Annotated in this window: 26 protein-coding genes; 16 read left to right on the top strand and 10 right to left on the bottom strand. The window is 48.9% G+C overall.

From position 1 onward, the window contains the following. Positions 1-10: 10 nt before the first annotated feature. From KDX31_20725 to KDX31_20715, 3 genes are all read left to right on the top strand, one after another. Positions 11-1,288: an O-antigen ligase family protein gene (locus KDX31_20725; GenBank protein ID UTW05545.1), complete on the top strand. Its 1,278-nt coding sequence runs from the start codon at positions 11-13 to the stop codon at positions 1,286-1,288. Positions 1,289-1,303: 15 nt separating this feature from the next. Then, positions 1,304-1,888, top strand: coding sequence for a sulfotransferase family 2 domain-containing protein (locus tag KDX31_20720; protein ID UTW05544.1), 585 nt, complete (start codon positions 1,304-1,306; stop codon positions 1,886-1,888). Between the two features lie 114 nt (positions 1,889-2,002). Beyond that, on the top strand, positions 2,003-3,031 hold the full coding sequence (locus KDX31_20715; protein UTW05543.1) for a polysaccharide pyruvyl transferase family protein: 1,029 nt from the start codon (positions 2,003-2,005) through the stop codon (positions 3,029-3,031). A 178-nt stretch (positions 3,032-3,209) separates the two neighbouring features. On the opposite strand, the gene KDX31_20710 is transcribed toward KDX31_20715, so the two are convergent. The 4 genes from KDX31_20710 to KDX31_20695 all read right to left on the bottom strand — a co-directional run bounded on the left by KDX31_20710 (position 3,210) and on the right by KDX31_20695 (position 7,019). Further along, on the bottom strand, positions 3,210-4,130 hold the full coding sequence (locus KDX31_20710; GenBank protein ID UTW05542.1) for a glycosyltransferase family 2 protein: 921 nt from the start codon (positions 4,128-4,130) through the stop codon (positions 3,210-3,212). Beyond that, on the bottom strand, positions 4,127-5,059 hold the full coding sequence (locus tag KDX31_20705) for a lipid A biosynthesis acyltransferase (protein UTW05541.1): 933 nt from the start codon (positions 5,057-5,059) through the stop codon (positions 4,127-4,129). The genes KDX31_20710 and KDX31_20705 overlap by 4 nt, the downstream gene beginning before the upstream one ends. 68 nt (positions 5,060-5,127) lie before the next feature. Further along, positions 5,128-6,027 carry a hypothetical protein gene (locus KDX31_20700; GenBank protein ID UTW05540.1) on the bottom strand — a complete coding sequence of 300 codons (900 nt, stop codon included), beginning with the start codon at positions 6,025-6,027 and terminating at the stop codon, positions 5,128-5,130. 104 nt (positions 6,028-6,131) lie between these two features. Continuing rightward, the gene (locus tag KDX31_20695; protein UTW05539.1) at positions 6,132-7,019 is read right to left on the bottom strand and encodes a glycosyltransferase; all 888 of its coding nucleotides are present in this window, start codon (positions 7,017-7,019) and stop codon (positions 6,132-6,134) included. A 242-nt stretch (positions 7,020-7,261) separates the two neighbouring features. On the opposite strand from KDX31_20695, the gene msbA reads away from it, so the two are divergent. Both msbA and hldE read left to right on the top strand, forming a co-directional pair. Next, positions 7,262-9,031 (top strand): lipid A export permease/ATP-binding protein MsbA, encoded by a 1,770-nt coding sequence (gene msbA, locus KDX31_20690; GenBank protein ID UTW05538.1) that lies wholly within the window; start codon positions 7,262-7,264, stop codon positions 9,029-9,031. Further along, positions 9,028-10,452, top strand: coding sequence for a bifunctional D-glycero-beta-D-manno-heptose-7-phosphate kinase/D-glycero-beta-D-manno-heptose 1-phosphate adenylyltransferase HldE (gene hldE, locus KDX31_20685; GenBank protein ID UTW05537.1), 1,425 nt, complete (start codon positions 9,028-9,030; stop codon positions 10,450-10,452). Before msbA ends, hldE begins: the two co-directional genes overlap by 4 nt. Positions 10,453-10,461: 9 nt before the next feature. Here the strand turns inward: hldE and KDX31_20680 are convergent, their stop codons facing one another. Beyond that, positions 10,462-11,289, bottom strand: coding sequence for an aldo/keto reductase (locus tag KDX31_20680; protein ID UTW05536.1), 828 nt, complete (start codon positions 11,287-11,289; stop codon positions 10,462-10,464). After that, the gene (locus tag KDX31_20675; GenBank protein UTW05535.1) at positions 11,268-12,452 is read right to left on the bottom strand and encodes an FAD-dependent oxidoreductase; all 1,185 of its coding nucleotides are present in this window, start codon (positions 12,450-12,452) and stop codon (positions 11,268-11,270) included. The genes KDX31_20680 and KDX31_20675 overlap by 22 nt, the downstream gene beginning before the upstream one ends. Positions 12,453-12,548: 96 nt before the next feature. On the opposite strand from KDX31_20675, the gene waaA reads away from it, so the two are divergent. Continuing rightward, positions 12,549-13,829 (top strand): lipid IV(A) 3-deoxy-D-manno-octulosonic acid transferase, encoded by a 1,281-nt coding sequence (gene waaA, locus KDX31_20670; GenBank protein UTW05737.1) that lies wholly within the window; start codon positions 12,549-12,551, stop codon positions 13,827-13,829. Positions 13,830-13,844: 15 nt separating this feature from the next. Here waaA and KDX31_20665 read toward each other — a convergent pair whose 3' ends face one another. Continuing rightward, complete coding sequence (locus tag KDX31_20665; protein UTW05534.1) at positions 13,845-14,408, bottom strand: D-sedoheptulose 7-phosphate isomerase; 564 nt, start codon at positions 14,406-14,408, stop codon at positions 13,845-13,847. A 12-nt stretch (positions 14,409-14,420) separates the two neighbouring features. Further along, positions 14,421-14,738, bottom strand: a complete 318-nt coding sequence (cyaY, locus tag KDX31_20660; protein UTW05533.1) for an iron donor protein CyaY — start codon at positions 14,736-14,738, stop codon at positions 14,421-14,423. Positions 14,739-14,859: 121 nt separating this feature from the next. Between cyaY and KDX31_20655 the strand changes: the two genes are divergently transcribed. The 7 genes from KDX31_20655 to KDX31_20625 all read left to right on the top strand — a co-directional run bounded on the left by KDX31_20655 (position 14,860) and on the right by KDX31_20625 (position 20,215). Beyond that, entirely contained in the window at positions 14,860-14,979 is a 120-nt protein-coding gene (locus KDX31_20655) for a lipoprotein (protein ID UTW05532.1), read from the top strand. A gap of 76 nt (positions 14,980-15,055) precedes the next feature. Further along, positions 15,056-16,306, top strand: coding sequence for a diaminopimelate decarboxylase (gene lysA / locus KDX31_20650; GenBank protein ID UTW05531.1), 1,251 nt, complete (start codon positions 15,056-15,058; stop codon positions 16,304-16,306). Between the two features lie 128 nt (positions 16,307-16,434). Beyond that, positions 16,435-17,265: a diaminopimelate epimerase gene (gene dapF / locus KDX31_20645; protein ID UTW05530.1), complete on the top strand. Its 831-nt coding sequence runs from the start codon at positions 16,435-16,437 to the stop codon at positions 17,263-17,265. Further along, positions 17,262-17,990, top strand: coding sequence for a DUF484 family protein (locus KDX31_20640; protein ID UTW05529.1), 729 nt, complete (start codon positions 17,262-17,264; stop codon positions 17,988-17,990). The genes dapF and KDX31_20640 overlap by 4 nt, the downstream gene beginning before the upstream one ends. A 17-nt stretch (positions 17,991-18,007) precedes the next feature. Continuing rightward, positions 18,008-18,955 (top strand): tyrosine recombinase XerC, encoded by a 948-nt coding sequence (gene xerC / locus KDX31_20635; protein UTW05528.1) that lies wholly within the window; start codon positions 18,008-18,010, stop codon positions 18,953-18,955. Then, entirely contained in the window at positions 18,948-19,673 is a 726-nt protein-coding gene (locus KDX31_20630) for an HAD-IA family hydrolase (GenBank protein UTW05527.1), read from the top strand. Before xerC ends, KDX31_20630 begins: the two co-directional genes overlap by 8 nt. Before the next feature lie 20 nt (positions 19,674-19,693). Further along, positions 19,694-20,215: a hypothetical protein gene (locus KDX31_20625; protein UTW05526.1), complete on the top strand. Its 522-nt coding sequence runs from the start codon at positions 19,694-19,696 to the stop codon at positions 20,213-20,215. Between the two features lie 11 nt (positions 20,216-20,226). Here the strand turns inward: KDX31_20625 and phbB are convergent, their stop codons facing one another. Then, positions 20,227-20,970, bottom strand: coding sequence for an acetoacetyl-CoA reductase (gene phbB, locus KDX31_20620; GenBank protein ID UTW05525.1), 744 nt, complete (start codon positions 20,968-20,970; stop codon positions 20,227-20,229). An 18-nt stretch (positions 20,971-20,988) separates the two neighbouring features. Further along, complete coding sequence (locus tag KDX31_20615) at positions 20,989-22,377, bottom strand: malonyl-CoA decarboxylase (GenBank protein UTW05736.1); 1,389 nt, start codon at positions 22,375-22,377, stop codon at positions 20,989-20,991. Between the two features lie 160 nt (positions 22,378-22,537). Here KDX31_20615 and KDX31_20610 point away from each other — a divergent pair, with 160 nt between their 5' ends. Genes KDX31_20610 through KDX31_20600 form a run of 3 tightly spaced genes read left to right on the top strand, consistent with a single transcriptional unit; the run spans position 22,538 to position 25,180 of the window. Continuing rightward, entirely contained in the window at positions 22,538-22,969 is a 432-nt protein-coding gene (locus KDX31_20610) for a MaoC family dehydratase (protein ID UTW05524.1), read from the top strand. Between the two features lie 14 nt (positions 22,970-22,983). Further along, on the top strand, positions 22,984-23,529 hold the full coding sequence (locus tag KDX31_20605; GenBank protein ID UTW05523.1) for a hydrolase: 546 nt from the start codon (positions 22,984-22,986) through the stop codon (positions 23,527-23,529). A gap of 22 nt (positions 23,530-23,551) precedes the next feature. Then, positions 23,552-25,180 carry an acyl-CoA synthetase gene (locus KDX31_20600; protein ID UTW05522.1) on the top strand — a complete coding sequence of 543 codons (1,629 nt, stop codon included), beginning with the start codon at positions 23,552-23,554 and terminating at the stop codon, positions 25,178-25,180. Positions 25,181-25,197 lie beyond the last annotated feature (17 nt).

Genomic DNA, 25,197 nt, shown 5'->3' with positions numbered 1-25,197 from the left:
GGGATACTAAATGGATTTTAAAGGGAAGGTGTCTTCAGGTTTTTGTTTTTTTGTATCTTCCCTTGAGAGAGCACTGTATATATTGTTGTTGTTAGGTTTAAGCTTGTTTTTGGTTTTTTATGGGGATGCTAAAAAGTTATTTAACGTTATTTCAGTTTTGATGGTTGTTTGTGTTTTATTCAGGCCTGTATGTTTTTCAGGGAAAGAACGGTTTTTTTGGGTTTTAGTGCTTCTTATGATTCCCATTAGTAGCTTTGTTACTTATCTTGTTCATGATCAGGAAAGAGATTTTGATTTATTTTTAGATGCGCTTAGAGTCTCTGGTATATCAATAATTTTAAGTTTTTTTCTCAAAGGTTTTTCTAAGTTCAAAGTTGAGCATGTGCTGGCTTGCGTTTTCTTATGTTCTCTGTTGGGTGGTGTTGTTAGTCTTTATGAGTGGTGGGGAAGTGACTTTAATTCACGTATTTCAATTGGAACTCGAATGTTGAACTTCTTTGCTGCGGCCATGCTTGCGTCCACTTTAGTCTCTCTTTATTACGGATTTTGCTTTTTTAGAGGCCGTTGGCAGTGGTTTTCTCTTATCTCTTTTTGTTTTGGATCGATTGGCGTCTTTTCAACAGGGACTAGAAGTTGCATAGCTATTTTGATTTTTTCATTGTTAATAGCTGTTTTGTACTCTTTGGTTAAAAAGAAGTGGAATGTTGCTTTTTTTGGGGTTGTAATTTTTTTGTGTTTTAGTGTGGGTGTGAGTGATGTATTAATAAAAAGATATCATAAAACACTTTCTAGTGTTTCAGTCTATCTGGATGAGAGTTCTTCGGTTGAAGATAAATCTACTTCGTTAGGTTTCAGGTTTGAGATGTGGAAGTATTCATTGAAGCTAATAAAAGAGAACCCTTATTCTGGATATGGTAGTAAATTATTTTCTCAGCTTGAAGCTGATAGTGGTATAACCAGAGAAAGTACCGTTGAAATAGGAAATTACAACTCTGCTCATAATAGCCTTCTGCAGTATTGGGTATCTAAAGGAGTATTGGGAGTATTAGCTTATTTTCTGATGATATTATATCCGCTGCTGTTAGCATTGTTTAAGCGATTTAAGGGTAGGGAGGCTGTTATTATTATATCTTTAACCTATCTTTTGACCGGGCTAACGGAAAACAATCTGGGGCACGCATATTCTTTAGCATTTTACTTCCTCTTTTTGACCGCTTTATTAACTTCTTACTATTCTAAATGTGAAGAAAAGGGGCTTGAGGATGACCTCGACTATCAAAGTATTTGATGGGAGTTTATAAAAGTGATTGTCTTAGATGAAAATAAAATATGCTTTGTTAGTGTACCTAAGAATGGAACTCATACTGTCTATAATCATTTAGAAAGACGGAGTGGAAGAAGGGTTGGTAAATATCATGAGTTTAGGTGGTGGAAAATACCCAGATATTTATTTGCGCTGAAACGATATAAAACTGTCATGGTTTGGCGTGATCCGGTGGACAGAGCTGTCTCATTATATAAAGATATTGTCTTAAGAGAGCATCAAGAAAAACGTAAAGTTGTTAGTAGAGAGTCACAGGAAATTCACCACAAGATTGCTGAAATGTGTGATAGCTTTTCAGAATTTGTTGATTATTTATGTGAAGATGATGAGTCTGTTAGTAATTATCTTTTTAAGTCTCAGGAATGGTGGGTGAAAAAAACCAGTCCTGATCTTATAATCAAAATAGAAAATCTTAACTCATACCTATATGAGCTAACGGGGGAATATCCTTCTATTGAACACCAGAGTATCGACTTGGATACGAGTTCAATAGTTATAACTGATAAAGATAGGTTTGGTATTCTAAATAAGTGGGCTAAGAATGACTTTTTTAAGTCTTTATAGAGGGCTTTTATGATAATTTCTGTTATATGTGCATATAATCCTAATAATACTGGCATGTATACGGTTGATAAGGCTGTAATAGATTTTTTTTAAGATTACTCTGATGTCGATTTGGTGTTTTATATAGTTGGAGATGTTAATAGATTCAGAGATGGTGAAGGTGATGTTGCCTATAATTCAATAGCGGATAGCTATGAAGATATTATATCTTCTGATGTTATTTTGTTCTGGGGTGACTTTATTTATTCTTATGATTTTTGGATAAGCGCTTTAATACCCAGAATGATTTCACATGGAATAGCGAAGGACTTTGAAAGCGCGATTGAGTTCTTATATAAATATATTATGCTAGAGGGAGCGGATGATTCAGTTTACAGTAAAGTAATCATTTATGGGACTACTATTGTTGCTGATGACTCAGTCTCATTGTGCTGCGGGCGATACTTCAGGTCGATGTGTAAGCTTATTGAAAAGGCCAGGCTTGTATGCTTTAGAGATGCGCTATCATATGCAAGGTTTACATTTTTAGGTAGCCCGGCTCTAAAATTAGCTCCTGACTGTGCGATGCTTAACTCAAATAAGTACCCGCTCGGGGTAGGTGGAAATGATAGAGTAGGTGTTTATATCGGGCGATCAGAAAAAATTGAGCAGCTGAAGTTTGTTTTTCTTGCACGGTCGATAAAAAAGAAGATAAAGAAAAACGTTGAATGGATTCAATGGTTTCCAAGAAAAACGCGTGATAAACGTCTATCCTTTTTAATAAGTGGTTCCGTTAGTGGTGAAAGACTAAAATCTTCAGAAGTGGTCAAGAGTCTATATCAGTATGATTTTATAATAACTGATGTTTATCACTTGGCAGTAAATGCCTGGGCACGGGGAATTCCAGTTATCTTAATCGGTTATGGCGCAAGACATGAGAAAATGACCCTGGGAAGCAAGAAAAAAGAAATACTTTTCTCAAGTTTTTTTCTTCAGGATTATTATGTTTTTTGGGAAAGTATTTCGATTTTTGGGAATTCTGACCTGGTAGAAACGGTTGACTTAAAGTTAAAAAGCCACTCTGCTAATAAGCAGGTGTCATGCTTGATCAGGCAGGCGGCAAAAGATGCAGCAGATTGTCTGGGAAAAAGCATATTTGGTTAATGGGACGGTTTGATATGTGTAGCCGCGATTAACTTTAATATCTGATCGTATGAGCCTCTAAATGGGTAGTGGCCTGCTATTAATCGTAATGGGAAGTTGTGTTATAAAGCCCTAAAGGGCAATTATAGCATGCAGCCCGTCATTATTGAGAAAGGCCGTTGATAAAAAGTGCAGCTTATTATTTTTTATTTTTGTATACGCTGATTTTTTTATTAATGTTGTTTTTATGGATTGTGATGATTTCTGCCTTATTAAGGAACTCCATTATATTATCACTTAAAATAAAGCGTTCATAAATTTTCTTTATATGCTCTTCTGTTATTTCTTTGTTTAGATAGTTTGTTTCATCTGAAAGGCCATAAAAGTTTAGCTGAGAAATGTGAGACCTGTTTTCAAATCTTTTTTTGAATTGTTTGTAGCTTCTAATTGGTAGGTGAACTATTTTTATTTTGTCTTCGGTTCGGCCATTAAATATTCTGCATACATGGCTAGCTCTGTGATTTCCTGTTTTAACTTTTTTTAGTCCGTACGGATTTATGATTGTTTTAGGTGAAGGGGAGTTTAAGAGCATTGACTCGATGGTTTTTTTTGATTTAGGTTCTGAATTAATACCATTGCAAATGATTATATTTGAATTTCTATAGTCGAAGTTTTCATGTTTGGCTTCTTTAGGAAGTAAGGTGTTATATCTTCTTACGGTGACCACGGAGTCTTTAGCGGATAGATAGCTTTTAAGAGACATCCCATTATCCGGCTCCCAGAACTCATCTGCATCATTGTTGATTACCAGGTCGGCCTTTAATTTTCTCTTGCAATAGATTGCCATCTCAGTAACCCATTGTGATTGCTGAAATCTTGTGTCTGGCTGATCGATGATATGCAGATCAAGTTCATGACTAAGCTTTTGCAGTATATCTCTTGTACCATCTGTTGAGCCGTTATCCATAACAACAAAGCAGTCAACGCCAACACTGCTGTGATAACGGATATTATCTTCAATGATATCGGCTTCATTTTTAGCAAGTATTGACATGCCTAATCTTAATTCACCTTTATGTACTAGGCGGTGAATCCAGTAATCAAATAGCTTTCTAATCACGTTCGCTTAACCTTTTTGTAGATATTCGTCTCACCTGGAGGTGCGGTCTTAAAGCGCTTATGAACCCACATATATTGGGATGGCGCTTTACGGATACCCTGCTCGATCGCTTTATTAATCAGAGCAGCATCCTGCTCCTCAGAGCCTGAAGGAAATCCTTCAACATCGCTACACTCAAGAATGTAACCTGAGTTATCCGGCTTGCGCCAGCAGTCCAGTTTAATCAGAGGAGCGTTGTTCAACTGATGCATTTTTGTTGTGGCTAATGTGGTCGCAGCAGGGTGTCCAAAAAAAGAGACAAATGCTGTACCTTTTCGCCCCAGATCCTGATCCGGAGCATACCAGATACAGTGATTATTACGCATAGCGCGTAGCATTTGCCGGGTTTTTCCCCGCTCGACCGGATGGCTGAAACGACTACGTCCTCTGGTAAAGAACCATTCAAGCATCGGGTTGTCATGTTTTCTATAGAGTGTACTGCAGGGTTTTCCACACAGTGAAAACAGCAGTCCGGCTAGGTCCAGGCAGGAGAAGTGCCAGCCCATCAGGATGATGCCATTACCTTTTTCCAGTTGCTGGTCAAGCAGGTCGAAATTACGAAACTCTGTTATCTTGCGAAAGACGTTTTCATCTTTCCAATAAGCCCAGCCTGTTTCGATGAGTCCAATTGCATTGTTCTCAAAAACCTCTTTTACCCGCTGCTGTTGTTCATTTGGTGTGAGCTCAGGAAAGCAGAGCCGAATATTGACCTCGGTGACATGTCTGCGAGAGTCCATCAGGCGATAGAGAACTCGTCCCAGTTGCTTGCCTGCCCAAAAACCCCAGCGTAGTGGAAGAGCGCAAACGAGACGAAGAACTCCGATGCCGATCCATATCGGCCAGTAACGGGGGTTGATAAAGCTCGGCGGTGTTTGTTTTTTGGAGCTCAAATTTAATCCAACGTTAAAAGTTATATTAGTTAGTGAAAGCTTATTAAGGCTATATGTATATATGGTAACTAACTGATTTTTTTAGCTAGCTTTTTAGTGCCTATATAATGCTGTAGTTGTAGTATTTTGTTTTTTACTCGCCTTGAGTTTGTGCGCTTATAGGGTGGGAGTACAATCTTTTCTTTTCTAATTGTATTTGTACTGTTTGAAATGTGTTCAGACAGTTGAGAAAAAAGATTGTACTTATGTAGTACTAGTTCTCTTGCTTCAATTATAGAAGAGATTCTCTTCTCCCATTCCCTGTTTTTTACTGCATTATTGATTATTTCTAAAGCTTCTTTGGGTTTGTTTATATCTATTCTAATGAATGACTCTTCAGGAAAGTAATCTGTTATGTTAGGGCAGCCATAATAGATTGGCAGGCAATATGCTAAGAAGCTATCAGCCAGTTTTTCTGTCCAGTAATCTTCATGAACTGTGTTTTCTATTGTTAATGAGTATCGGTAATCTATCATTCCGTCCCATTTATTCTCTATGAAATTTATACCAGAACCAAATAGGTCTAACTCTAGGTCTGATGACCGGATAAAATCCATAAATTTAAGGCGGTTTCCATGTCCTGGAAAGATCCTTTTGTTACTAGATATCCACGTAATATTTTTGTTTTTTTCAGGAATGTCCGTTTCTATAAGTTCATCATATGTCTTGTCAATGTACCAGGATAGCATAGGATATGATTTGATATATTTAGAGGTTTTTTGGGGAATGTAGTGTGTAAAAACTTTGCTGTAATGCGCTTGATCGTCGATCATCCAATCATGTATATGATATACGAAAGGTTCTTGAATGACTTGCCATATATTATCAGGAGGGCAGGTGACATATCTGTTGCTCCTACCTACTCTGTTAAATACAATTGCAAAATCACACTCTCCGTCTTCCTCACAGATAAAAGTATGCTCCCCCATATATCCTGAGTTAGTCGGTTGTGTTCGGGAGTAACCGGGTAATAATTTCAATATATCAGGCTCTTCCCAACAGCGAAATATTCGGACTATGGACATAGTGAACTCTATTTAAAAGGCAAGGTGCGAAGTTTCCACCTGTTATTATTGTAATGAATGTTTTTGTAGTTAATGTCTTGGAAATGTTTTTCTAAGTGACTTGTTGGTATTAGCTTGGTAAAGTTGAAATTGTTAATAACAGGTATTTTTTTTATTATCTTTAATTTATTTATAAGTCTTGCAGTATTATTTATGCCCGCTGGGAGCTTTGTTTTCATTGTGTCTATAATTGATGCCATCTCTAGTTGGCATTCAGAGGCATGCTGATGAGCTCTGTTTGCGTCATGGATTCTATAGCCACTCAGAATAGCATCTACCGAATAGAGTTCGGCATGTTGAAAAAAACGGCTCCAAAGCTCTCCGTCGATCATATATCTTTGGTTTTCATCAATATAACCACCTGCCTTTTGCCACAGGCTTCTACGCCAGAATGTAGACTCTTGTTGAATCCAGCGAAAGTTTCCTGTCAGGTAATCATAAATATTTTTTGTATTTCTTTGTGCTGTCGTCAGTACCCCATCTTTATTCCAGTAGGCATTAAAACCTGTAATCCATTCAACCTCAGGAAACTGTTCGAAAATCTGGCAAATTGTCTGAAGCGACCTTGGCGTATATTTGTCATCTGAGTTTATCCAAGCCATTATTTCACAATCGGTGTTTGAGAAACCTTTGTTCAAAGCATGGGCGTGACCGCGGTCTGGTTCAGAAACATAATAATGAAGTTGATCAGAGTAAGACTCGATTATCTCTTTTGATCCGTCAGTGCTGCCGCCGTCGATCACGGCATATTGTATTTCCGGGTACTGCTGATCTAGTACAGATCGAATGGTCTCTTCAATGAAGGGGGCTTGGTTGAATGACGGTGTTACAATGGCTATGGAGATCGGTTTTTGCATTATAAATCACAAGTCAATGTTAGAATTGAGATAGTAGGATAACTTTCATCTGAATGACAACGTCTTGTCGTTCCTAAATGTGTAGCCATTAAATGCCTTTGTTACCCATAATCGGCTAAGATACTGTAAAATTTGTCAATTGTAATGTCTGTAGCTTTGCAACACTAGCGTATCGCCGGGTTGAATTGCTATGGCTGTAAAAATATGCGAGAGTTTTTTCATTCGTGAAAAATGGAAATAGTATGCAGGTCTATCTGCGCCTGTTGAAATATGTAAAGCAATACTGGTCAGCTTTTTTACTCAGTGTTGTCGGTTTTGTCATTTATGCCGGTTCACAGACGGCCTCCGCAAAATGGCTTGAGGCCTTTGTTGATTCAGTCGGTTCTGGTCAACTGGATAACCGGGGGATCCTTGCTTTATCGGTACTGGGGATCTTTTTTGTCAGGGGGCTCGGTACATTCCTGGGGAACTATGGGCTCTCTTATGTTGCACGTCATGTTGTTCATAATTTGCGATGCGATCTGTTCAGACATCTGATGCTGCTGCCAAGCAGCTATTATCATCAAAACTCCAGCGGAGAGTTGCTGGCCAAGCTGACCTATAACGTTGAGCAGGTCACCGGTGCTGCTACCAATGCACTGAAGGTTGCGATACGTGAGGGATTTACAGTTATCGGTCTGTTTGGTTACATGCTTTACCTTAACTGGAAGCTAACACTGCTGTTTCTGGTGGTCGGGCCTGTGGTCGGGGTTGTGGTGGGTATTGCGGCACGCCGGATGCGGGGTATCAGCCGGAATGTGCAGCAGAGTGTCGGTGATATTACTTCGTCCGCTTCTGAAGCGATAAAGGGGTATCAGGTGGTGCGTATCTTTGGCGCCACTGAGCTGGAGACGGATCGTTTTATCAAGGTTAGCCAGCAAAATCGTCGTCAGGTGATGAAGATGGTGGTGACGCAATCGGTAGCCACACCCTTTGTTCAGATGATGGTAGCGGGTGTAATTGCGCTGATGACTTTCCTGGCAATGGAGCCCGATCTGATCAAGGAGATGAGTACCGGACAGTTTATCGCCTTTATCTCTGCCGCAGCGCTGATGGCAAAACCGGTGCGATCGCTGACAGAGATCAGCAGCATGATTCAGTCGGGCCTGGCAGCATCGGAAAGTGTTTTTGAAGTGGTTGATACTGCACCGGAAAAAGATAATGGTACTTTTGCACCAGACCGTGTCGAGGGTGCGCTTGTCTTTCGTAATATGAGTTTCAGATATGAGGCTGATGCAAAGCTGGCGCTCGATAACATCAATCTTGATATTAAATCCGGTGAAACGGTTGCGTTAGTGGGTAAGTCCGGTAGTGGTAAATCGACTCTGGCCGGATTGTTACCTCGCTTCTATGATGTGACGGAGGGGGAGATCCTCCTCGATGACCACAATATCCAGGACTATAAGCTCGCTAATCTTCGTAGTCAGATAGCACTGGTGAATCAGCAGGTTATTCTGTTTAACGGCACGATTGCTGACAATATTGCTTATGGCGCAATGGCCGGTTGTAGCCGGGAGAAGATTGAAGCGGCGGCAGAGGCTGCTCATGTTGCCGAATTTGTCCGACACCTGCCTGAGGGCCTGGATACGATGGTGGGAGAGAATGGCGTGCTGTTGTCCGGTGGCCAGCGTCAGCGCATAGCGATCGCCCGTGCCATTCTCAAGGATGCGCCGATTTTGATTCTGGACGAGGCGACCTCTGCGCTGGATACTGAATCGGAGCGGCATATTCAGGATGCCCTGGAAAATGTCATGCAGGGACGAACGACACTGGTGATTGCCCACCGACTGTCGACTATAGAGAGTGCTGACCGGATTCTGGTGATGGATTCCGGCAGGATTATTGAGCAGGGCAACCATGCTGAATTACTGCAAAAAGGGGGAGTATATGCAAATCTGCATAGCCTGCAGTTTTCTGAAGCAGCCGTTGTCACTGAAACCGAACAAATGACTGGTCAGGAACCCGAGCAATGAAACTGGTAATGCCACGATTAGATAAGGCACAGGTGTTAGTTGTTGGTGATCTGATGCTGGATCGCTACTGGCATGGCCCCACTTCAAGAATCTCGCCGGAAGCACCGGTGCCGGTGGTTAAAGTGGATCAGCGTGAGGATCGTCCCGGAGGGGCTGCGAACGTGGCGCTGAATATTACGGCGCTGGGGGGCGGCGTCTCTCTGGTGGGCATTGTCGGACAGGATGAAGCGGGCCAGGCGTTGCAACAACAGCTCGAATCAGCCCGGGTTAACTGTCAGTTCTGTATCAGTAACACTGAGCCAACCATTACTAAACTCCGGGTACTCAGTCGTCATCAGCAACTGATTCGTCTGGATTTCGAAGAACGTTTCGGTGCCGGCCATCGTTTCGAATTGCAGCAGCAGGTTGAATCGCTGCTGGGTTCTGTCAGCGCGCTGGTGTTATCGGATTACGATAAGGGGACTCTGAGTGATCCGCAGCTGCTGATCGGCGCGGCCCGAAAGGCCGGGATTCCGGTATTGGTTGATCCAAAAGGGACTGATTTTGAGCGCTATCGGGGAGCAACCCTGCTGACCCCCAATATGGGTGAGTTTGAAGCGGTCGCAGGACGCTGTCACTCGGAGCGGGAACTGGTGGAAAAAGCTCAGTTACTGGTTGCTCAGCTGGGGCTGGATGCTCTGTTGGTGACCCGCAGTGAGCAGGGCATGACACTGATAAAACCCGGACAGAACGAGATTCACTTTCCTGCGCATGCCCGGGAGGTCTTTGATGTGACCGGTGCTGGCGATACCGTGATCTCGACGCTGGCGACAGCACTGGCGGCTGGGGAGTCACTTGAAATTGCCACCGGGCTGGCGAATATTGCGGCGGGTATTGTCGTGGGTAAACTGGGTACTGCAGCGATCAGTGGGCCGGAACTGCGCCGTGCGGTTAATCAGGCCCAGGGATCCGAGCGGGGTGTGGTCAGTGACGAACAGCTGCTGATTGCCCTGGAGGATGCCCGCGCGGCCGGGGAGAAGATCGTCTTTACCAATGGCTGCTTCGATATTCTTCATGCAGGACATGTGGGTTATCTGGAGCAGGCCCGAGCGCAGGGTGACCGGCTGGTGCTGGCGATCAATGATGATGATTCCGTTCGTCGGCTGAAGGGCGAGGGTCGTCCTATTAATCCCGTTGAGCGGCGTAAAGCGGTATTGGCCGGGCTGGAAGCGGTGGACTGGGTCGTCAGTTTTGCCGAGGACACCCCTGAGCGGCTGTTAGAGCAGATCCGTCCGGAGGTTCTGGTCAAAGGCGGCGATTATGGTCTCGATCAGGTGGTGGGTGGCGAATTTGTGAAAAGTTATGGCGGTGAGGTAAAAGTGCTGTCTTTTCTCGATAACTGTTCCACTACCGCGATAGTTGAGAAGATACAGGGCAGCTGAAACCTGTTATTAATTTTTTTGCGGGCCTTCGCTCAGGCTCTCTGTTGCGGCAACGACGTTGGCGTGCAGATGGTCTGGGTTGATGGTGCCAATGATAGCGCTGCTGACTCCGGGATGGCCGAGAACCAGATCGAAACTGGCACGCACCGGATCGGTATCGGCTCCCTGGGAGATATGTCCTGAAGCCAGGGCTTTTTTAATAAAGATCCCTTTATCTGCCGCCAGCGCATAATCAATGACCGGAAGTTCTTCCCGGTAATCCAGGTTGTAAGTCACCATCGCGATATCTGAACGCTTGAGTGTTTCTATCCCCCCCTCGATCGTCTTCGTCGACATTCCTCCAGCGCGAATCTTGCCTTCAGATTTTAACAGTTCCAGTTGTTCCAGAATGCCGTATCGCTGGATAACGTCCATATCATTACCATCGGAATGCACTAAGAGAATATCGATGACATCGGTTTGCAGTCGTTTCAGACTCCGCTCGACACTGAATCGAACATGCTCAGGTGTAAAGTTAAAATGGGATTCGCCTGTCTGAGGATTAAACTCCTCGCCCACTTTGCTGCAGATCAGCCAGTGATTTCGCTGGTTTTGCAGTAACGGTCCTAATCGCTCTTCACTATTACCGTAAGCGGGCGCGGTATCCAGCAGGTTGATTCCCAGATCCCGGCTGAGGTCGAGAAGTCTGCGTGCCTGTTGATCATCCGGGATAGTAAAGCCAGTGGGATATTTTACCCCTTTATCCCGTCCCAGTTTGACCGTACCAAGCCCGACCGGGCTTACCCTAAGGTCAGTACCGGCGATCTTTCTCAGTGTCAGCAAAACAGAGTCTCCCATAGCGGTTCCGCAATTTCGGGGCGGGGCAACTGATCGGTGATAACGGTATCGGCGCTGTTTTCAGGGACAATGTTCTGCTCATCCAGTATGGTCAGTATCTGATCGGCCAGATCGGGAGCCAGGGCCAGCTTGGTGGGCCAACTGATAATGCAGTTGCCGGCGGCTTGGGCAAATGCAGCGTCGGGCCGGGTGAGTGATGACTGTTTCGGTTCCGCCCGATTAATATGAAAGCAGGCCCAGCGGGCATTTTTCAGTTCAACCCAGGGCAGCAGCTCTGTAATCAGCTTTTGTGCTTTTTCGATCTGCTGCTGTTGAGACAAGCTGACACCGGTTTCCGCCAGATCGCCACCCAGATACCAGACCTGTTCGCCATTACTGGCGGGGTGAGTGGTGATCGTCACGACGGGTTTGCTGCCACTGCTGATGCAGTGGGCAAAGGTTGGCAGGTCCGAATCGTGGCGAACCATCACCATATGCAGGGGTCTGCGCTGCATCTGTGGCTGCTTAATATTCAGTTGTTGTAGTAGCGCCTCTGTGCCTTCACCGGCGGTCGTGATGTAGCGTTGTGCCTCGATTCGCAGTTCAGGCAGCTGTACCCCCTGGATTTCCCCCTCTTTCGTGACCAGCTGCAGCTGATCTGCTGTGACTTTAATGATACGTTGAAGGTGGGGCTTCGCCAGAGCTTCAATGACAGAGGGGACATCCAGCACTATTTCGTTGAGGCGATAGAGGTTGCCACGAAAGCTGGGGTGGTTGAATACTCGGGGGCGCTGATCGGGAGAAATGGTTTCAACTCGGCCTTTCAGCGCTTTACTGGCAAAAAAGGTGGTCATTTTTGAGCCCAGCGAGGCTTTAGACCACATATAGTGGGCCTCTGAGAGAATATGTGCTGTACTCAGATCCAGCTCACCAGAACCCTCAATGCAGGCACGCCAGCGGGATGGCATATCGGCAATGCTGCTGGAAGCTTGTGTCAGCACGCCATTGAGCGCGTATTTGGTACCGCCATGGATGATCCCCTGGGAACGTACCGATTGGGCCCCACCGAGCGTGCCTGTTTCCAGCAGGAGCGCATCATACCCCTGTTGTAGCGCCCGGTTCAGCAGCCACAGACCTGCGATACCGCCACCAAGAATAACCAGATCTGTCTTTATCGTTTGCATGAATCACCCTGCCGGTTAACAGCGCTTATTATACCTTCGGTATCACAGGCTGATAATGGTAAACTGATGTTTTATGAATGGAATTCGTTTATCCCCATGGCCCGATTGCTCTATTCGCTGCTGTTTTACTGTCTGACACCATTGATATTGCTGAAGCTCTGGATGCGCGGACGTCAGAGTCCGGAGTATAGGCGTCGCTGGGGAGAGCGGTTTGGTTTTGTGCCCAGTTACAGCGGGGGGGGCGGGGAACGGCCGATCTGGATACATGCGGTGTCTTTTGGCGAAACCATGGCCATTATCCCGTTAGTTGAAAAACTGCTGGCTGAACGGCCCGAGATCCCGGTGTTTATTACCAGTATGACGCCGACCGGCAGTGCCCGTGTGCAGCACCATTTTGGTGATCGTGTGGGGCACGCCTATTGTCCTTATGATCTGCCCTGTGCTCTGAGTCGTTTTCATCGGCGCATACAGCCCCGCAGCTGTGTGATTGTTGAGACCGAACTCTGGCCCAATCTTATCCACAGTTGTGCTAAACGTGAGATACCGGTGCTGGTGACCAATGCCCGTTTATCGGCCCGCTCTGCCGCCGGTTATCAGCGGTTTAACTGGCTCACCCGGCCGATGCTGCAAGAGATCACGGGTATCGCAGCACAAAATCGTGATGATGGTGAGCGATTTATTGCACTGGGGCTGGCTGCGGACAGACTGCAGGTGACGGGTAGCATTAAGTTTGATATCGACGCACCGGCAGAGGTCACCGAAGAAGCCGGAAAACTGCGCGCTGCCTGGGGCGCGGAACGTCCGGTTATCATCGCTGCCAGTACCCATGACGACGAAGAGTCGCAACTGCTCAGTGTCTACCGTGATCTCAGATCCCGCTATCATAATCTTCTGCTGATTCTGGTGCCCCGACATCCGGAGCGCTTCTCGACGATCTACGATCAGAGTGTTAAATCCGGATTCCGTACTTGCCGCCGAAGTGTTTCACCATTGCCCGCGGCTGACTGTGAGGTCTATCTGGGGGATACCATGGGTGAGTTGATGACGCTCTATAGCGCTGCCGATATCGCTTTTGTGGGCGGCAGCCTGATTGAACGGGGCGGACACAATCCGCTGGAACCTGCGGTGCTGGGTAAGCCGGTGATAATGGGGCCCCACGTGTATAACTTTCATCAGATTGTGGCGACCCTAGAGCAGGAGCTGGCGTTGCAGGTGGTTGCCGGCCCTGAGGTATTACAGCAGACCATCGCTGAGCTGCTGGATCATCCTGATCAGGCCCGCGCGATGGGTACCAGAGGACGTAACTGCATTACCGCGAATCGGGGCGCGCTGGATCAGCAACTGACGCTGGTGAAACAGATGGCCGGTCTTCAGTAACCGTTGTCGCTTTGGCTATGCTGAACCGAGCAGCCGGTCCATCTCTTCACAGAGCCAGTGGCCGATAAAAATATGGGCCTCCTGAATCCGGGCGGTTTCGGTGCTGGGCGCTTTAATCAGGTGGTCGGCAATTGAGTCGAGTTTTCCTCCACTTTCTCCGGTCCATGCCCAGCAGATGGCGCCGATCTGTTGCGCCGCTTCAATCGCGCTGATTACATTTGCGCTGTTACCCGAGGTCGACAGCCCGATCACCAGATCATCGGGGCGACAAAGCGCTTCGATCTGCCGGGTGAATACCGAATCGAAACTGTAGTCGTTGGAGTGGGCGGTCAGAATTGAGCTGTCTACGGTTAACGCAATGGCGGGCAGCGCCCGACGCTCCGCTTTATAGCGGACGACAAACTCAGCCGCCAGGTGCTGACTATCCGCGGCACTGCCTCCGTTACCCATAAACAGCAGCTTACCACCCGCGGCAAAGGTTGCCGCAACCTGATCGGCGAGCGCCTGAACATCAGCCTGAATTTCCGGCAGACGGTTAAAGGTTTGCATATGGCGTTGCAGTGCGCTTTCAAATGACATCGTTTTTTGTCCTTACAGATCGAAGCTGAACTGTTCGCCAGCCTGTTCAGAGAAGATGTCGCTCAGGACATTATTCAGCCGCGCGCTATCACTGTCGCGGATCCAGGTTTCGCCGTTGAAGTCGAAGTGGAAACCGCCGCTACGGGCCGCCAGCCAGAGCTGTTTAACCGGAGTCTGACGGGTCAGGATTACCTGAGTTTTATTTTCACAGATGATGGTCAGCACACCGCCGTTATTGATAACGTCGATATCAGATTCCGCCTCATCCAGGACCTCCTCAATCAGCTCCAGGGTGTCATCAACGCGTTGGTTAAATTCAGATTCGTTCATTGTCATACTCGCAGGCGAAAAATTATCATCAGGGGAGAGTATATAGCAGTTCGTTCAGGTACTCATCATGGCAACAGCGCTGTATAATCGGACGATTAATCTAATATCAGGAATAAAAGCCGTGAAAGCCTGTTGGATCGCCATTTTTTTCAGTGTCCTGTTGATCAGTGGTTGCGGACAGAAAGGTAAACTTTACCTGCCCGACGAAGCGCCGGAACAGACACAGCAGCAGTCGCAGTAACATTCAGTTTTTTACTGTTGAACTAACAGACTCAGCACTCCTGAGCAGTAACCCTATTTGATACAGAAAGAAGACCATGGATAATTTTCAATATTTGAACGGCCGTCTCTGCGCCGAAGAAGTGCCGGTCAGCCGGATCGCCGAAGAGTTTGGCACGCCGACCTATATCTATTCCCGTGATGCGCTGGAACGCGCTTATCTGGATTATGCTCAGGCACTTGAAGGCCGTGATGCGCTGGTCTGTTATGCGGTAAAAGCTAACTCAAATATTGGTGTGCTGAATGTACTGGCCCGTCTCGGTGCGGGGTTTGATATTGTCTCTCTGGGTGAACTGGAGCGGGTTATCAAGGCCGGAGGCGACCCTGCAAAGGTGGTGTTTTCCGGTGTCGCCAAGCGTGAAGATGAGATGCGCCGGGCACTGGAGCTGGGGATTCACTGCTTTAATGTGGAATCTGAGGCGGAACTGGATCGTCTCAATAAAGTCGCCAGTGAGCTGGATAAAGTGGCGGCGATCTCGCTGCGGGTTAATCCCGATGTGGATGCCGGTACGCATCCTTATATTTCCACCGGCCTGAAGGATAATAAGTTCGGTGTGGCGATCGATGATGCCGTGCGTATCTATACCTATGCCGATAGCCTGAGCCATCTGGATGTGCAGGGTGTGGATTGCCATATCGGTTCCCAGCTAACGGAGATTGCACCGTTTCTGGATGCACTGGAGCGGCTGTTATTGTTGATTGATACTCTGGCAGAGCAGGGGATCACGATCAAACATCTGGATCTGGGTGGTGGTCTGGGGGTGTGTTATACCGATGAGGTGCCACCGACACCCCAAGAGTATATCGCGGCAGTGATTGACAAACTGGGTGATCGCCCACTTAAACTGGTCTTTGAGCCGGGTCGTTCCATCGCGGCGAATGCGGGCATACTGATCACTAAGGTGGAGTTCCTGAAGTGCACAGAGCATAAGAATTTTGCCATCATTGATGGGGCAATGAATGATCTGATCCGCCCGGCGCTTTACAGTGCCTATATGGAGATTATTCCGGCAGAGATGCGTGAAACGGGTGAAACACGCTGTTTTGACCTGGTCGGTCCGGTCTGTGAATCAGGCGATTTTCTGGGCAAAGACCGGGAGCTGAATATCGAACCGGGTGATCTGTTGGCGGTCTGCTCTGCCGGTGCTTATGGCTTTGGGATGAGCTCGAATTACAATACCCGCAACCGGGCAGCCGAGGTGATGGTGGACGATAACCAGGTTCACCTGATTCGTAAGCGCGAAACGATTGCTGACCAGTTGCGTGGTGAAACTGTTCTGCCGGGCTGATAGTCTTAAGCAGTGTGGTTAAAACCTGTTCATGAGATTGACTGAAAAGGTCGTCTAAAAAGATGGGCTAAGATAAGCCCCGGGAAAAGGCAAAGCGCTGTCCAATCAGTGCGCCTGAAGAGATAACTATGTTAGTTCGATTTACAAAAATGCATGGGCTGGGCAATGACTTTCTGGTGCTGGATACCGTGACTCAGAAAGTGAAGGTTAATTCTGCCATTGTTGCGCGTCTTGGGGACCGGAATTTTGGCGTCGGTTTTGATCAGATGCTGATCGTAGAGCCGCCAACGAACCCCGATATGGATTTCCGTTACCGGATTTTTAATGCGGATGGCAGCGAAGTCGAACATTGCGGTAATGGTGCCCGTTGTTTTGCTAAATTTGTCCGCGACAAGCGTCTGACGGCGAAAGAAACCATTGCGGTTGAAACCCAGAAGGGACCGATCTACCTGACTATCACTGAAGATAAGCAGGTGGTTGTGGATATGGGGGTGCCGGTACTGGAGCCTCAGCAGATCCCCTTTAGCGCCGACCATCAGGCCGCTACTTATCCGATCGAAGTTGAGGACCGTACTGTTCAGATCAGCGCGGTGTCTATGGGGAATCCCCATGGCGTGCTGGTGGTTGATGCGGTTGATAAGGCGCCGGTTGAAACTTGGGGGCCGGTGCTGGAGGCTCATCCTAAGTTTCCGGCTAAAGCGAATATCGGTTTTATGGAAGTAATCAGCGGCGCCGAGATCCGTTTGCGTGTCTATGAACGGGGCGCGGGTGAAACAAAAGCCTGTGGTACCGGCGCCTGTGCGGCGGTTGTAGCGGGCCGTTTACGCGGGTTGCTGGATGATAAAGTGACAGTTCACCTGCCAGGTGGCACACTTCTGATTGAGTGGGCCGGTGAGGGTGAATCTCTGATTATGACCGGGCCAGCCACGACTGTGTATGAAGGGCAGATTTTTATATGAGCGATAATACGCCAGAAACGATCAGACCAGCAGACGCCGCGTCTGACGAGACTAATGCTGAAATCAGCGCCGCACAGGTTGCTGAATATCTGCAACAGCATCCGGATTTCTTCAGCGGCAATGAATATTTGCTGGAAAAACTGTATGTACCCCATCAGCGGGGTACCTCCGTTTCGCTGGTGGAACGCCAGACCAGTCTGCTACGGCAGAAAAACCGGGAGTTGCACGATTATCTCGGTGATATGATCGGTGTCGCACGGGAAAATGATATCCAGTTCAGTAAAACCAAGAAGATGATTCTGGCGCTGATGGATGCCGAAACCCTCGACGACGTGGCGGTCGCCATCGATGAAAGCCTGTGTCAGGACTTTAACAGTGATACCACCGCGCTGGTGCTGTTCAGTGATGAGCCGGAAGAGCAGAATAATCTGCGCTTGATGCCCCGCAGTGATGCCTCAGCGATTGATGCGCTGGTGGATCAGTCACAGACCCGTTGCGGAAGCCTGACCGAACTGCAAAACCAGTTTATGTTCCGCGAACAGGCCTTCAAGGTGAAATCGGCCGCAGCGGTACCTCTGGTGAAAGGTGAAACGCTGGGGTTGTTGGCGATTGGCAGCTTCGACGCGACCTATTTCCAAAGCAATCAGGGCACCCTGTTTCTCGACTATATCGGTCAGGCACTGAGTCGGGTGGTCTCTCCATTGTTGCAGGGTCGCAAGGCCTGATCGATGAACCCTTGGTAATGAGCTCAGGCAACGTTGCGCTGGATGGGTTTTATACCTATCTGAGCAGCGAACGGCAGTATTCCCGCCATACCCTCAGTAATTACCAGCGTGATCTGGGCCGGCTGCAGGATTATCTGCAGCACAGCACACTGTTTCCGGATGGAAAGGTGGATTGGGCCCGGATCGAACCGAAACATATCCGTAACTTTGTTGCCTGGGTCCATCGCGAGGGACTGGGGGGCAAAAGTATCCAGCGATTACTCTCTGCGATTCGCAGCTTCTATAAATATCTTCACCGGGAAGGGCTGGTGCAGCAAAACCCTGCGCTGGGTATTCAGGCCCCCAGGAGTCCCCGGCGTTTACCGCAGACGCTGGATGTGGATCAGCTGAATCAGTTGCTGGAGAGTGATGAGAGTGAAACGGATCCGCTAGCGTGCCGTGATCAGGCGATTTTAGAGCTGATCTACTCTTCTGGTCTGCGTTTGTCAGAACTGGTCAGTCTGGATCTGCACAGTATCGACTGGCAGGATGCCAGCCTGCGGGTGATAGGCAAAGGCTCAAAAGAGCGGCTGCTACCGATTGGCGGGAAGGCGATGCAGGCACTGGATCGCTGGCTGGATCTGCGGGATAACATGGCCCGACCGGAAGAGATGGCTCTGTTTGTCAGCAAGCGTGGTACCCGTATCAGCACCCGCAGCGTTCAGTTGCGGATCGACCGCCGGGCAAAGATGCAGCATACTCAGGGCAAGGTCTATCCGCACCGCCTGCGCCACTCGTTTGCCAGTCATATGCTGGAATCCAGTGGTGATCTTCGTGCGGTACAGGAATTGTTGGGGCATGCTGATATTTCCACAACCCAGATCTATACCCATCTTGATTTCAGGCACCTGATGGATGTTTACGATAAAGCCCACCCCCGGGCCCACAAACAGTCACACAAGAAGGCCGATAAAGACGATGATTAAATGTATTACCTTCGATCTGGATGATACGCTCTGGGCGGTTGACCCGGTGATCGTTGAAGCAAACAAGACGCTGTACCGCTGGCTCAGTGATAATGCAGCGCTGTTTGTAAAATGTTACCAGTTACGGGATTTTGAACATCTGAAGCAAAAGGCGTTGGCGAATTTTCCCGGAATTAGTCACAGCGTGACCCAGATCCGGCTGAAACAGCTGGAAATTGGCCTGTTGGATGCGGGTTATCCTCAGGCGCAGGCGGAGGCACTGGCGCATCAGGCGTTTGAAGTGTTTATCGAAGCGCGCAACCAGGTTGAGTTGTTTGAACATGCACGGGCGATGCTGGAACAGTTGAAACAGTCCGGCTATCTGATCGGTGCGCTGAGTAATGGTAATGCCGATGTGCGTCGGGTTGGTCTGGGGGATCTGTTTGATTTTGCCCTGAATGCCGACGGCGTAGGCAAAGAGAAACCTCATCCGTTAATGTTTGAGCTGATGCTGCATCAGCAGCAGCTGAGGCCTGAGCAGGTAATTCATATTGGCGATAATCCCCATCATGATATTGTGGGGGCGCGCAATGCCGGACTCTGGACTATCTGGGTCAACCGGGTTCAGCAGGCGTGGCCAGAGGGTGATCCGGCAGATCGTAATGTCACCTGCCTGAGCGAAATCCCGGATAAAGTGGCGGAAATAGCCGCACTTTCTGATCACCGGGCAACTCTTTAGGACAGTCAATGGCAGAGCAGATGTCAGTGAATCAAGTGCCTCAGAATCAGATTAATCTGAGTTACGACTCAGTTGAGGATCGTATTCTGATTCGCGCGTGTGAAAACGGCAAAGAGTATCGGGCCTGGTGGACCCGAAGATTAGCCCTGCGCCTCTTTAAACTGTTCCAGGAGCATACCTTTCCCACCGAGAACAGTGCCAGTCATCTGCAGCCCGATCAGCAGCAGAGTTTAGGCGATATAGAAAAGCATGGCGCAGTTCAGCAGGCCGATTTTTCCACACCTTTCCAGGAGGGTGCCGATCATTTTCCATTAGGGGAGAACGGTATTCTGGTGCAGCGGGTGGATATTAAAACCGAGGGTAAGATAGTGCGCTTTGTTATGCTGCCAGCCGAAGGGGAAGGGATGACCCTGTCATTACCCCCCGGCCAGCGATACTCTTTCGAACATATGTTACAGCGGGTGATGGTCGCTGCCGAGTGGCTGTCAGAGGCTTCGCCCGACAGCAGTGTGGTCCGAGACAAGCCGCCATTAACTCATTGACGTATTAATGCTTAGCTCATATACGCGCCACCATTGACGGAAATATTAGTGCCGGTGATATAACCCGCATCCTCTGCGGTCAGGAATGCTACCGCCCGGGATATCTCCTCCGGTTGTCCAAGACGGCCCACCGGAACGCCTGCGATAATGGCATTCAGTACGTTTTCCGGTATCTGTCGTACCATTGGTGTATCAATAAAGCCTGGTGACACCGCGTTTACAGTGACACCTTTACTGGCACCTTCCTTGGCAATTGCTTTGGTAAAACCGTAGATACCGGCTTTTGCCGCAGAGTAGTTGGCCTGGCCAAACTGCCCCTGTTCCCCATTCAGGGATGAGATATTTACAATCCGGCCGAATCCCCGGCTGCACATAGCCTCAAATACCGGCTGGCACATGTTGTACATCGAATCCAGATTGGTGCGTAACACCGCCTGCCACTGTTGCGGCAGCATTCGTTTCAGGGGTGCATCGCGGGTGATGCCTGCATTATTGATGAGGATATCGATCGGCCCCAACTCCTGTTCCACTGTGCTGATAAAGCTGCAGCAGTGATCGTAGTCGGTAACATCCAACGGATAGAGAGCGATCTCATAACCTTCAGATTTCATCCGTCTCTGCCACTCATGGGCTCCGGCCTCGTCCGTTGGCAGAAAGCCACCTACGACCCGGTGACCCTGTTGACACATTGCAATACACATACTTTCACCCAGGCCACCATTAGCGCCTGTCACCACTGCTATTCGTTGATTCATAGTTAATCCGTCCTGTTATTATTTCTGGGGTTTAAGTCGGTTTTTCAGGGAGGGCGCTATAGCCCGCTCACCGTTGAGAATGTATTTCTGGCTGCGATTTTCGATTTCGGGTAACTGATACAAGTAATTAACCATCAGCCCTGCTGATTGCTTCATTCCCCGTTCAGAACTGTCCGCCAGCCAGTTAAGTTGTTCGATCCGTGCGCCGTTGCTGAGATGAAAATGAGCCACCGGATCTTTGCAGTCATTGCCTCTGCCGGTAACCCGGTAGAGGTAGTGAGCGACAAGTTGTAACAACGCATGGCGACAGCCCTCCCGGGCCAGACTGTCTGGAGTGATGCGTGGTTGCGGTAGCTGACGCCAGAATTCCCCTCCGGGAAGCTGGCTCAGGCTGCTGTCATCCTGCTGCTCCAGCCAACGGCAGAAACCGGGTATCGGTGATAGGGTAGAGAATTGCCGCAGTCCCGGCAGATCATGCTGTAACAGCCCTACCACTCGTTTAATCAGGAAGTTCCCGAAGCTGATCCCGGCCAGGCCGGGCTGAGCATTGGAAATTGAATAGAAAATTGCAGTATCCGCCTGCTCCGGTTCCAGTGCCGGGGCCGCCTGATCCAGCAGTTGCTGAACGTTATCTGCCAGCCCCTGTACCAGCGCTACCTCAATAAAAATCAGAGGTTCGGCGGGCATGCTGGGGTGGAAAAAGGCAAAGCAGCGACGATCGGAGTCAAGCCGGTTTTTCAGGTCTTCCCAGCTTTGAATAGCATGTACGGCCTCATACGCGATCAACTTTTCCAGTATCTCTGCGCTGGTCTGCCAGCTGAGCTGCTCAATTTGCAGTAAACCGATATCGAACCAACTGATTAACAGTCGTTTCAGATCGGCTTCCAGTCCTTTGAGTTGCGGGTGCTCTCGTTTCAGCTGTAGCAGGTCCGCCCGCATATCCACCAGAAATCTGACGCCTTCCGGCAGGCTGCTGAATTGGGTTAGCAGCTTAAGCCTGGGTGGGTCCAGAGCATCCCTCAGGGCCTGATCGGCCCAATGTTTCTGTTCCGGGCTGGCTTCACTCCACTGGCGGAAGCTCTGTTCAACCGCTTGCTGATCGAGATCGTAACGCTCCGCCAGCAGGATCAGGAAACGCAGACGTCCTTGCTTGCTCAACTCGAGATAATTCCTTCCCAGGGTTGCCGCCCGGTTTCTGGCGGTGACACTGTCACCGCCTTTGCTGAGACAGGCGTCGATCCAGCCGGCCAGTTTGTCAATATCCTCAGCGTCCAATTGCGGATTCAGCTGCAGAGGGGGTAATTGGCTGCTGCCCCGTGGTTCGCGCCATAAATGTCTCAGCCGCCGCAATGTGCGCTCCAGTAAAGAGCTGTCGGAAGGGGGTTGTGGATAATTTCTGACGGGCATTGTCATGGAGACCTCCAATGGCTTCCGGTTGGCAGAATTAATCATTTGTGAGGGTAAACTATCAAATAAATATAAAATAACCAAGGGTTAATACTTGGTTTTATAGGTATAAACCATTATGGTGTTTAAAAATAACAACATCTGATAAGAGGATGCAGCGATGCACGAGCTACATGGTTACTACCTTGAGGATCTGGACGTGGGCATGACCGCCAGTTATGCCAAAACGGTCACTGAGGCTGACGTGATTCTGTTTGCCGGGGTTTCCGGTGATGACAACCCTGTCCATATCAATGCGGAGTATGCAGAGCAGACGATGTTTGGTCAGCGTATTGTTCACGGCATGTTCAGTGCCGCCCTGATCTCTGCGGTGCTGGGAACCCGGATGCCGGGACCGGGGGCGATATATGTCGATCAGCAGCTTAAGTTCAAGGCACCGGTTCATATTGGCGATACCGTGGTGGCGACAGCGAAGGTTCTGGAGATCAATGAGGCGCGTCGCCGGGTTGTGCTGGAAACTGTTTGCACCGTCAGAGGTAAGGTTGTCGCTGCCGGTGTTGCAACCAACATGGTCGATCGTCGTCCCGTTTGATTCAGGAGAAAAAAATGCTGATTAACAGAGATGCGAGTGCGTTACTGGTGATTGATGTTCAGGCCCGGTTGTTGCCCGGAGTCCATGAGAGCGAGCAGTTAGTTAAAGGTTGTCGTTGGCTGATGGAGCTGGCCCGGTTGGTAGAGGTTCCGGTACTGGGGACTGAGCAATATCCACAGGGGGTGGGACCGACTGCGGACGAGTTAAAAACACTGCTGCCGGAGGAGGATTTTATCGCTAAGACATTCTTTTCCTGTGCCGACTCTCCCGAGAGTAGTGCCCGGATTGATGCACTTGACCGGGAGCAGATTGTGATCTGTGGTATGGAAGCGCATGCCTGTGTGATGCAGTCAGCCTTAAGGTTACAGGAGCAGGGTAAAAAGGTGTTTGTCGTGGCTGATGCTATCTCGGCCCGTAATCCGCTTGATACTGAATATGCGATCGCCCGGATGCGGGCTGAAGGGGTGAAAATCGTAACCCGGGAGATGGTGGGATTTGAGTGGATGGTGCGCTCTGATGTGCCGGAATTCCGGGATTTCAGTATGAAATTCTTACGCTAACTTAGCGGTGACTGAGGCCGATATGGAAAACAACAATAATCCGTACAACATGGGGTTGGCGCAGAACAGTGCCAACTTTAGCGCACTCAGCCCGGTGGGATTTATCGAACGGGCAGCGAGTGTCTATCCTGAGCATACCGCCGTGATCTATGGTGACCTGAGGCGTAGCTGGCGTGAAACCTATGAACGCTGCCTCAGGCTGGCTTCGGCTCTGCAGCAACGAGGCATTGGTGAGGGGGATACCGTTGCTGCAGTGTTACCCAATATACCGGAGATGCTGGAACTGCATTTTGCCATACCGATGCTCGGGGCTGTGCTGAATACCCAGAATACCCGGCTGGATGCCGAAACCATCGGCTTTATGCTTGATCATGGCCAGGCGCAGGTGGTTATTACCGATCGGGAATTTTCCGATACAGTGGGTAAGGCGCTGAAAATGTGTCAGCAACAGCCATTGGTAGTGGATGTAGATGATATTCAGTTCAGTGGGGGAGAGCTGCTGGGTTCATTGACCTATGAGCAGCTGCTGAACGAAGGTGATGAGCATTTCAGTTGGCAGCCTCCGGCAGATGAGTGGCAGGCAATCGCTCTGAACTATACCTCCGGAACTACCGGTAATCCCAAGGGGGTGGTGTATCATCACCGCGGCGCCTACCTCAATTCCCTGAGTAATATCCTCGGACAGAATTTGCCCCCCCACGCGGTTTACCTTTGGACTCTGCCGATGTTCCACTGCAACGGCTGGTGTTATCCCTGGGCGGTTACCGCGGTTGCCGGTACCCACGTGTGTCTTCGGCATCTGCAGGCAGAGCGGATTTTCGCGGCGATTCAGACTAACGGCGTGACCCATTTCTGCGGTGCGCCGGTGGTATTAAATATGCTGCTTAATGCCGCCCCACAAACCCGCCCGCTGGTGGATCACCCGGTAACCGTCACGACCGGTGGCGCCGCGCCGCCAGCGTCGATTATTGCGGGGATGGAAGCGCTGGGTGTCCAGGTGGTACACGCCTACGGCCTGACCGAAACCTATGGTCCGAGCGTGTTCTGCTGTTATCAGCAGGCGTGGGATGAACTGTCACTGGAACAGCGGGCGGCGAAGATGGCCCGTCAGGGTGTCAGGGCACCGGGGATGGCGGAACTGATGGTGGCTGATCCGCTGACGCTGGAGCCGGTAGCCAGAGATGGCACGGTGATGGGCGAAGTGATGATGCGGGGTAACACCATGATGAAGGGCTATCTGCGGAATCCTTCCGCTTCTGCAGACGCGTTCAGTGGCGGCTGGTTCCACACTGGTGATCTGGCCGTCTGGCACGCCGATGGCTATATCGAAGTGAAGGACCGCTCTAAAGATGTCATTATTTCCGGAGGGGAGAACATCTCCACGATTGAAGTAGAAGATGTGCTGTATCGTCATCCGGCCATTCTGGAAGCGGCAGTCGTGGCACAAGCGGATGATCACTGGGGCGAAGTGCCTTGTGCAGTGGTCACATTGAAACCTGGTGAGGCGCTGGACGCCCAGAGCATTATTGACTTCTGTCGCGATAAGATGGCCCACTATAAATGTCCTAAACGCGTGGTATTTGCCGAGTTGCCAAAAACCTCCACGGGTAAAGTGCAAAAGTATGCTTTGCGGCAGATGTTACAGCCTTAAACTGTGCTGCGGTCTGA

Origin of the sequence: Amphritea atlantica, from assembly GCA_024397875.1 — a bacterium.
In the GTDB taxonomy this organism is placed as follows: Bacteria; Pseudomonadota; Gammaproteobacteria; order Pseudomonadales; family Balneatricaceae; genus Amphritea; species Amphritea atlantica_B.
The sequence above is the reverse complement of the archived record's forward strand: the minus strand, read 5'-3'. Positions and strand labels throughout refer to the sequence as shown.

Coding starts and splice junctions, on each gene's coding strand:
- KDX31_20640 (UTW05529.1), top strand. CDS start 17,262: ATGAGCGATAATACGCCAGAAACGATCAGACCAGCAGACGCCGCGTCT.
- KDX31_20725 (UTW05545.1), top strand. CDS start 11: ATGGATTTTAAAGGGAAGGTGTCTTCAGGTTTTTGTTTTTTTGTATCT.
- KDX31_20605 (UTW05523.1), top strand. CDS start 22,984: ATGCTGATTAACAGAGATGCGAGTGCGTTACTGGTGATTGATGTTCAG.
- hldE (UTW05537.1), top strand. CDS start 9,028: ATGAAACTGGTAATGCCACGATTAGATAAGGCACAGGTGTTAGTTGTT.
- KDX31_20610 (UTW05524.1), top strand. CDS start 22,538: ATGCACGAGCTACATGGTTACTACCTTGAGGATCTGGACGTGGGCATG.
- KDX31_20630 (UTW05527.1), top strand. CDS start 18,948: ATGATTAAATGTATTACCTTCGATCTGGATGATACGCTCTGGGCGGTT.
- dapF (UTW05530.1), top strand. CDS start 16,435: ATGTTAGTTCGATTTACAAAAATGCATGGGCTGGGCAATGACTTTCTG.
- msbA (UTW05538.1), top strand. CDS start 7,262: ATGCAGGTCTATCTGCGCCTGTTGAAATATGTAAAGCAATACTGGTCA.
- KDX31_20695 (UTW05539.1), bottom strand. CDS start 7,019: ATGCAAAAACCGATCTCCATAGCCATTGTAACACCGTCATTCAACCAA.
- KDX31_20625 (UTW05526.1), top strand. CDS start 19,694: ATGTCAGTGAATCAAGTGCCTCAGAATCAGATTAATCTGAGTTACGAC.
- cyaY (UTW05533.1), bottom strand. CDS start 14,738: ATGAACGAATCTGAATTTAACCAACGCGTTGATGACACCCTGGAGCTG.
- xerC (UTW05528.1), top strand. CDS start 18,008: ATGAGCTCAGGCAACGTTGCGCTGGATGGGTTTTATACCTATCTGAGC.
- KDX31_20615 (UTW05736.1), bottom strand. CDS start 22,377: ATGCCCGTCAGAAATTATCCACAACCCCCTTCCGACAGCTCTTTACTG.
- waaA (UTW05737.1), top strand. CDS start 12,549: ATGGCCCGATTGCTCTATTCGCTGCTGTTTTACTGTCTGACACCATTG.
- KDX31_20665 (UTW05534.1), bottom strand. CDS start 14,408: ATGTCATTTGAAAGCGCACTGCAACGCCATATGCAAACCTTTAACCGT.
- phbB (UTW05525.1), bottom strand. CDS start 20,970: ATGAATCAACGAATAGCAGTGGTGACAGGCGCTAATGGTGGCCTGGGT.
- lysA (UTW05531.1), top strand. CDS start 15,056: ATGGATAATTTTCAATATTTGAACGGCCGTCTCTGCGCCGAAGAAGTG.
- KDX31_20680 (UTW05536.1), bottom strand. CDS start 11,289: ATGGGAGACTCTGTTTTGCTGACACTGAGAAAGATCGCCGGTACTGAC.
- KDX31_20700 (UTW05540.1), bottom strand. CDS start 6,027: ATGGGGGAGCATACTTTTATCTGTGAGGAAGACGGAGAGTGTGATTTT.
- KDX31_20675 (UTW05535.1), bottom strand. CDS start 12,452: ATGCAAACGATAAAGACAGATCTGGTTATTCTTGGTGGCGGTATCGCA.
- KDX31_20600 (UTW05522.1), top strand. CDS start 23,552: ATGGAAAACAACAATAATCCGTACAACATGGGGTTGGCGCAGAACAGT.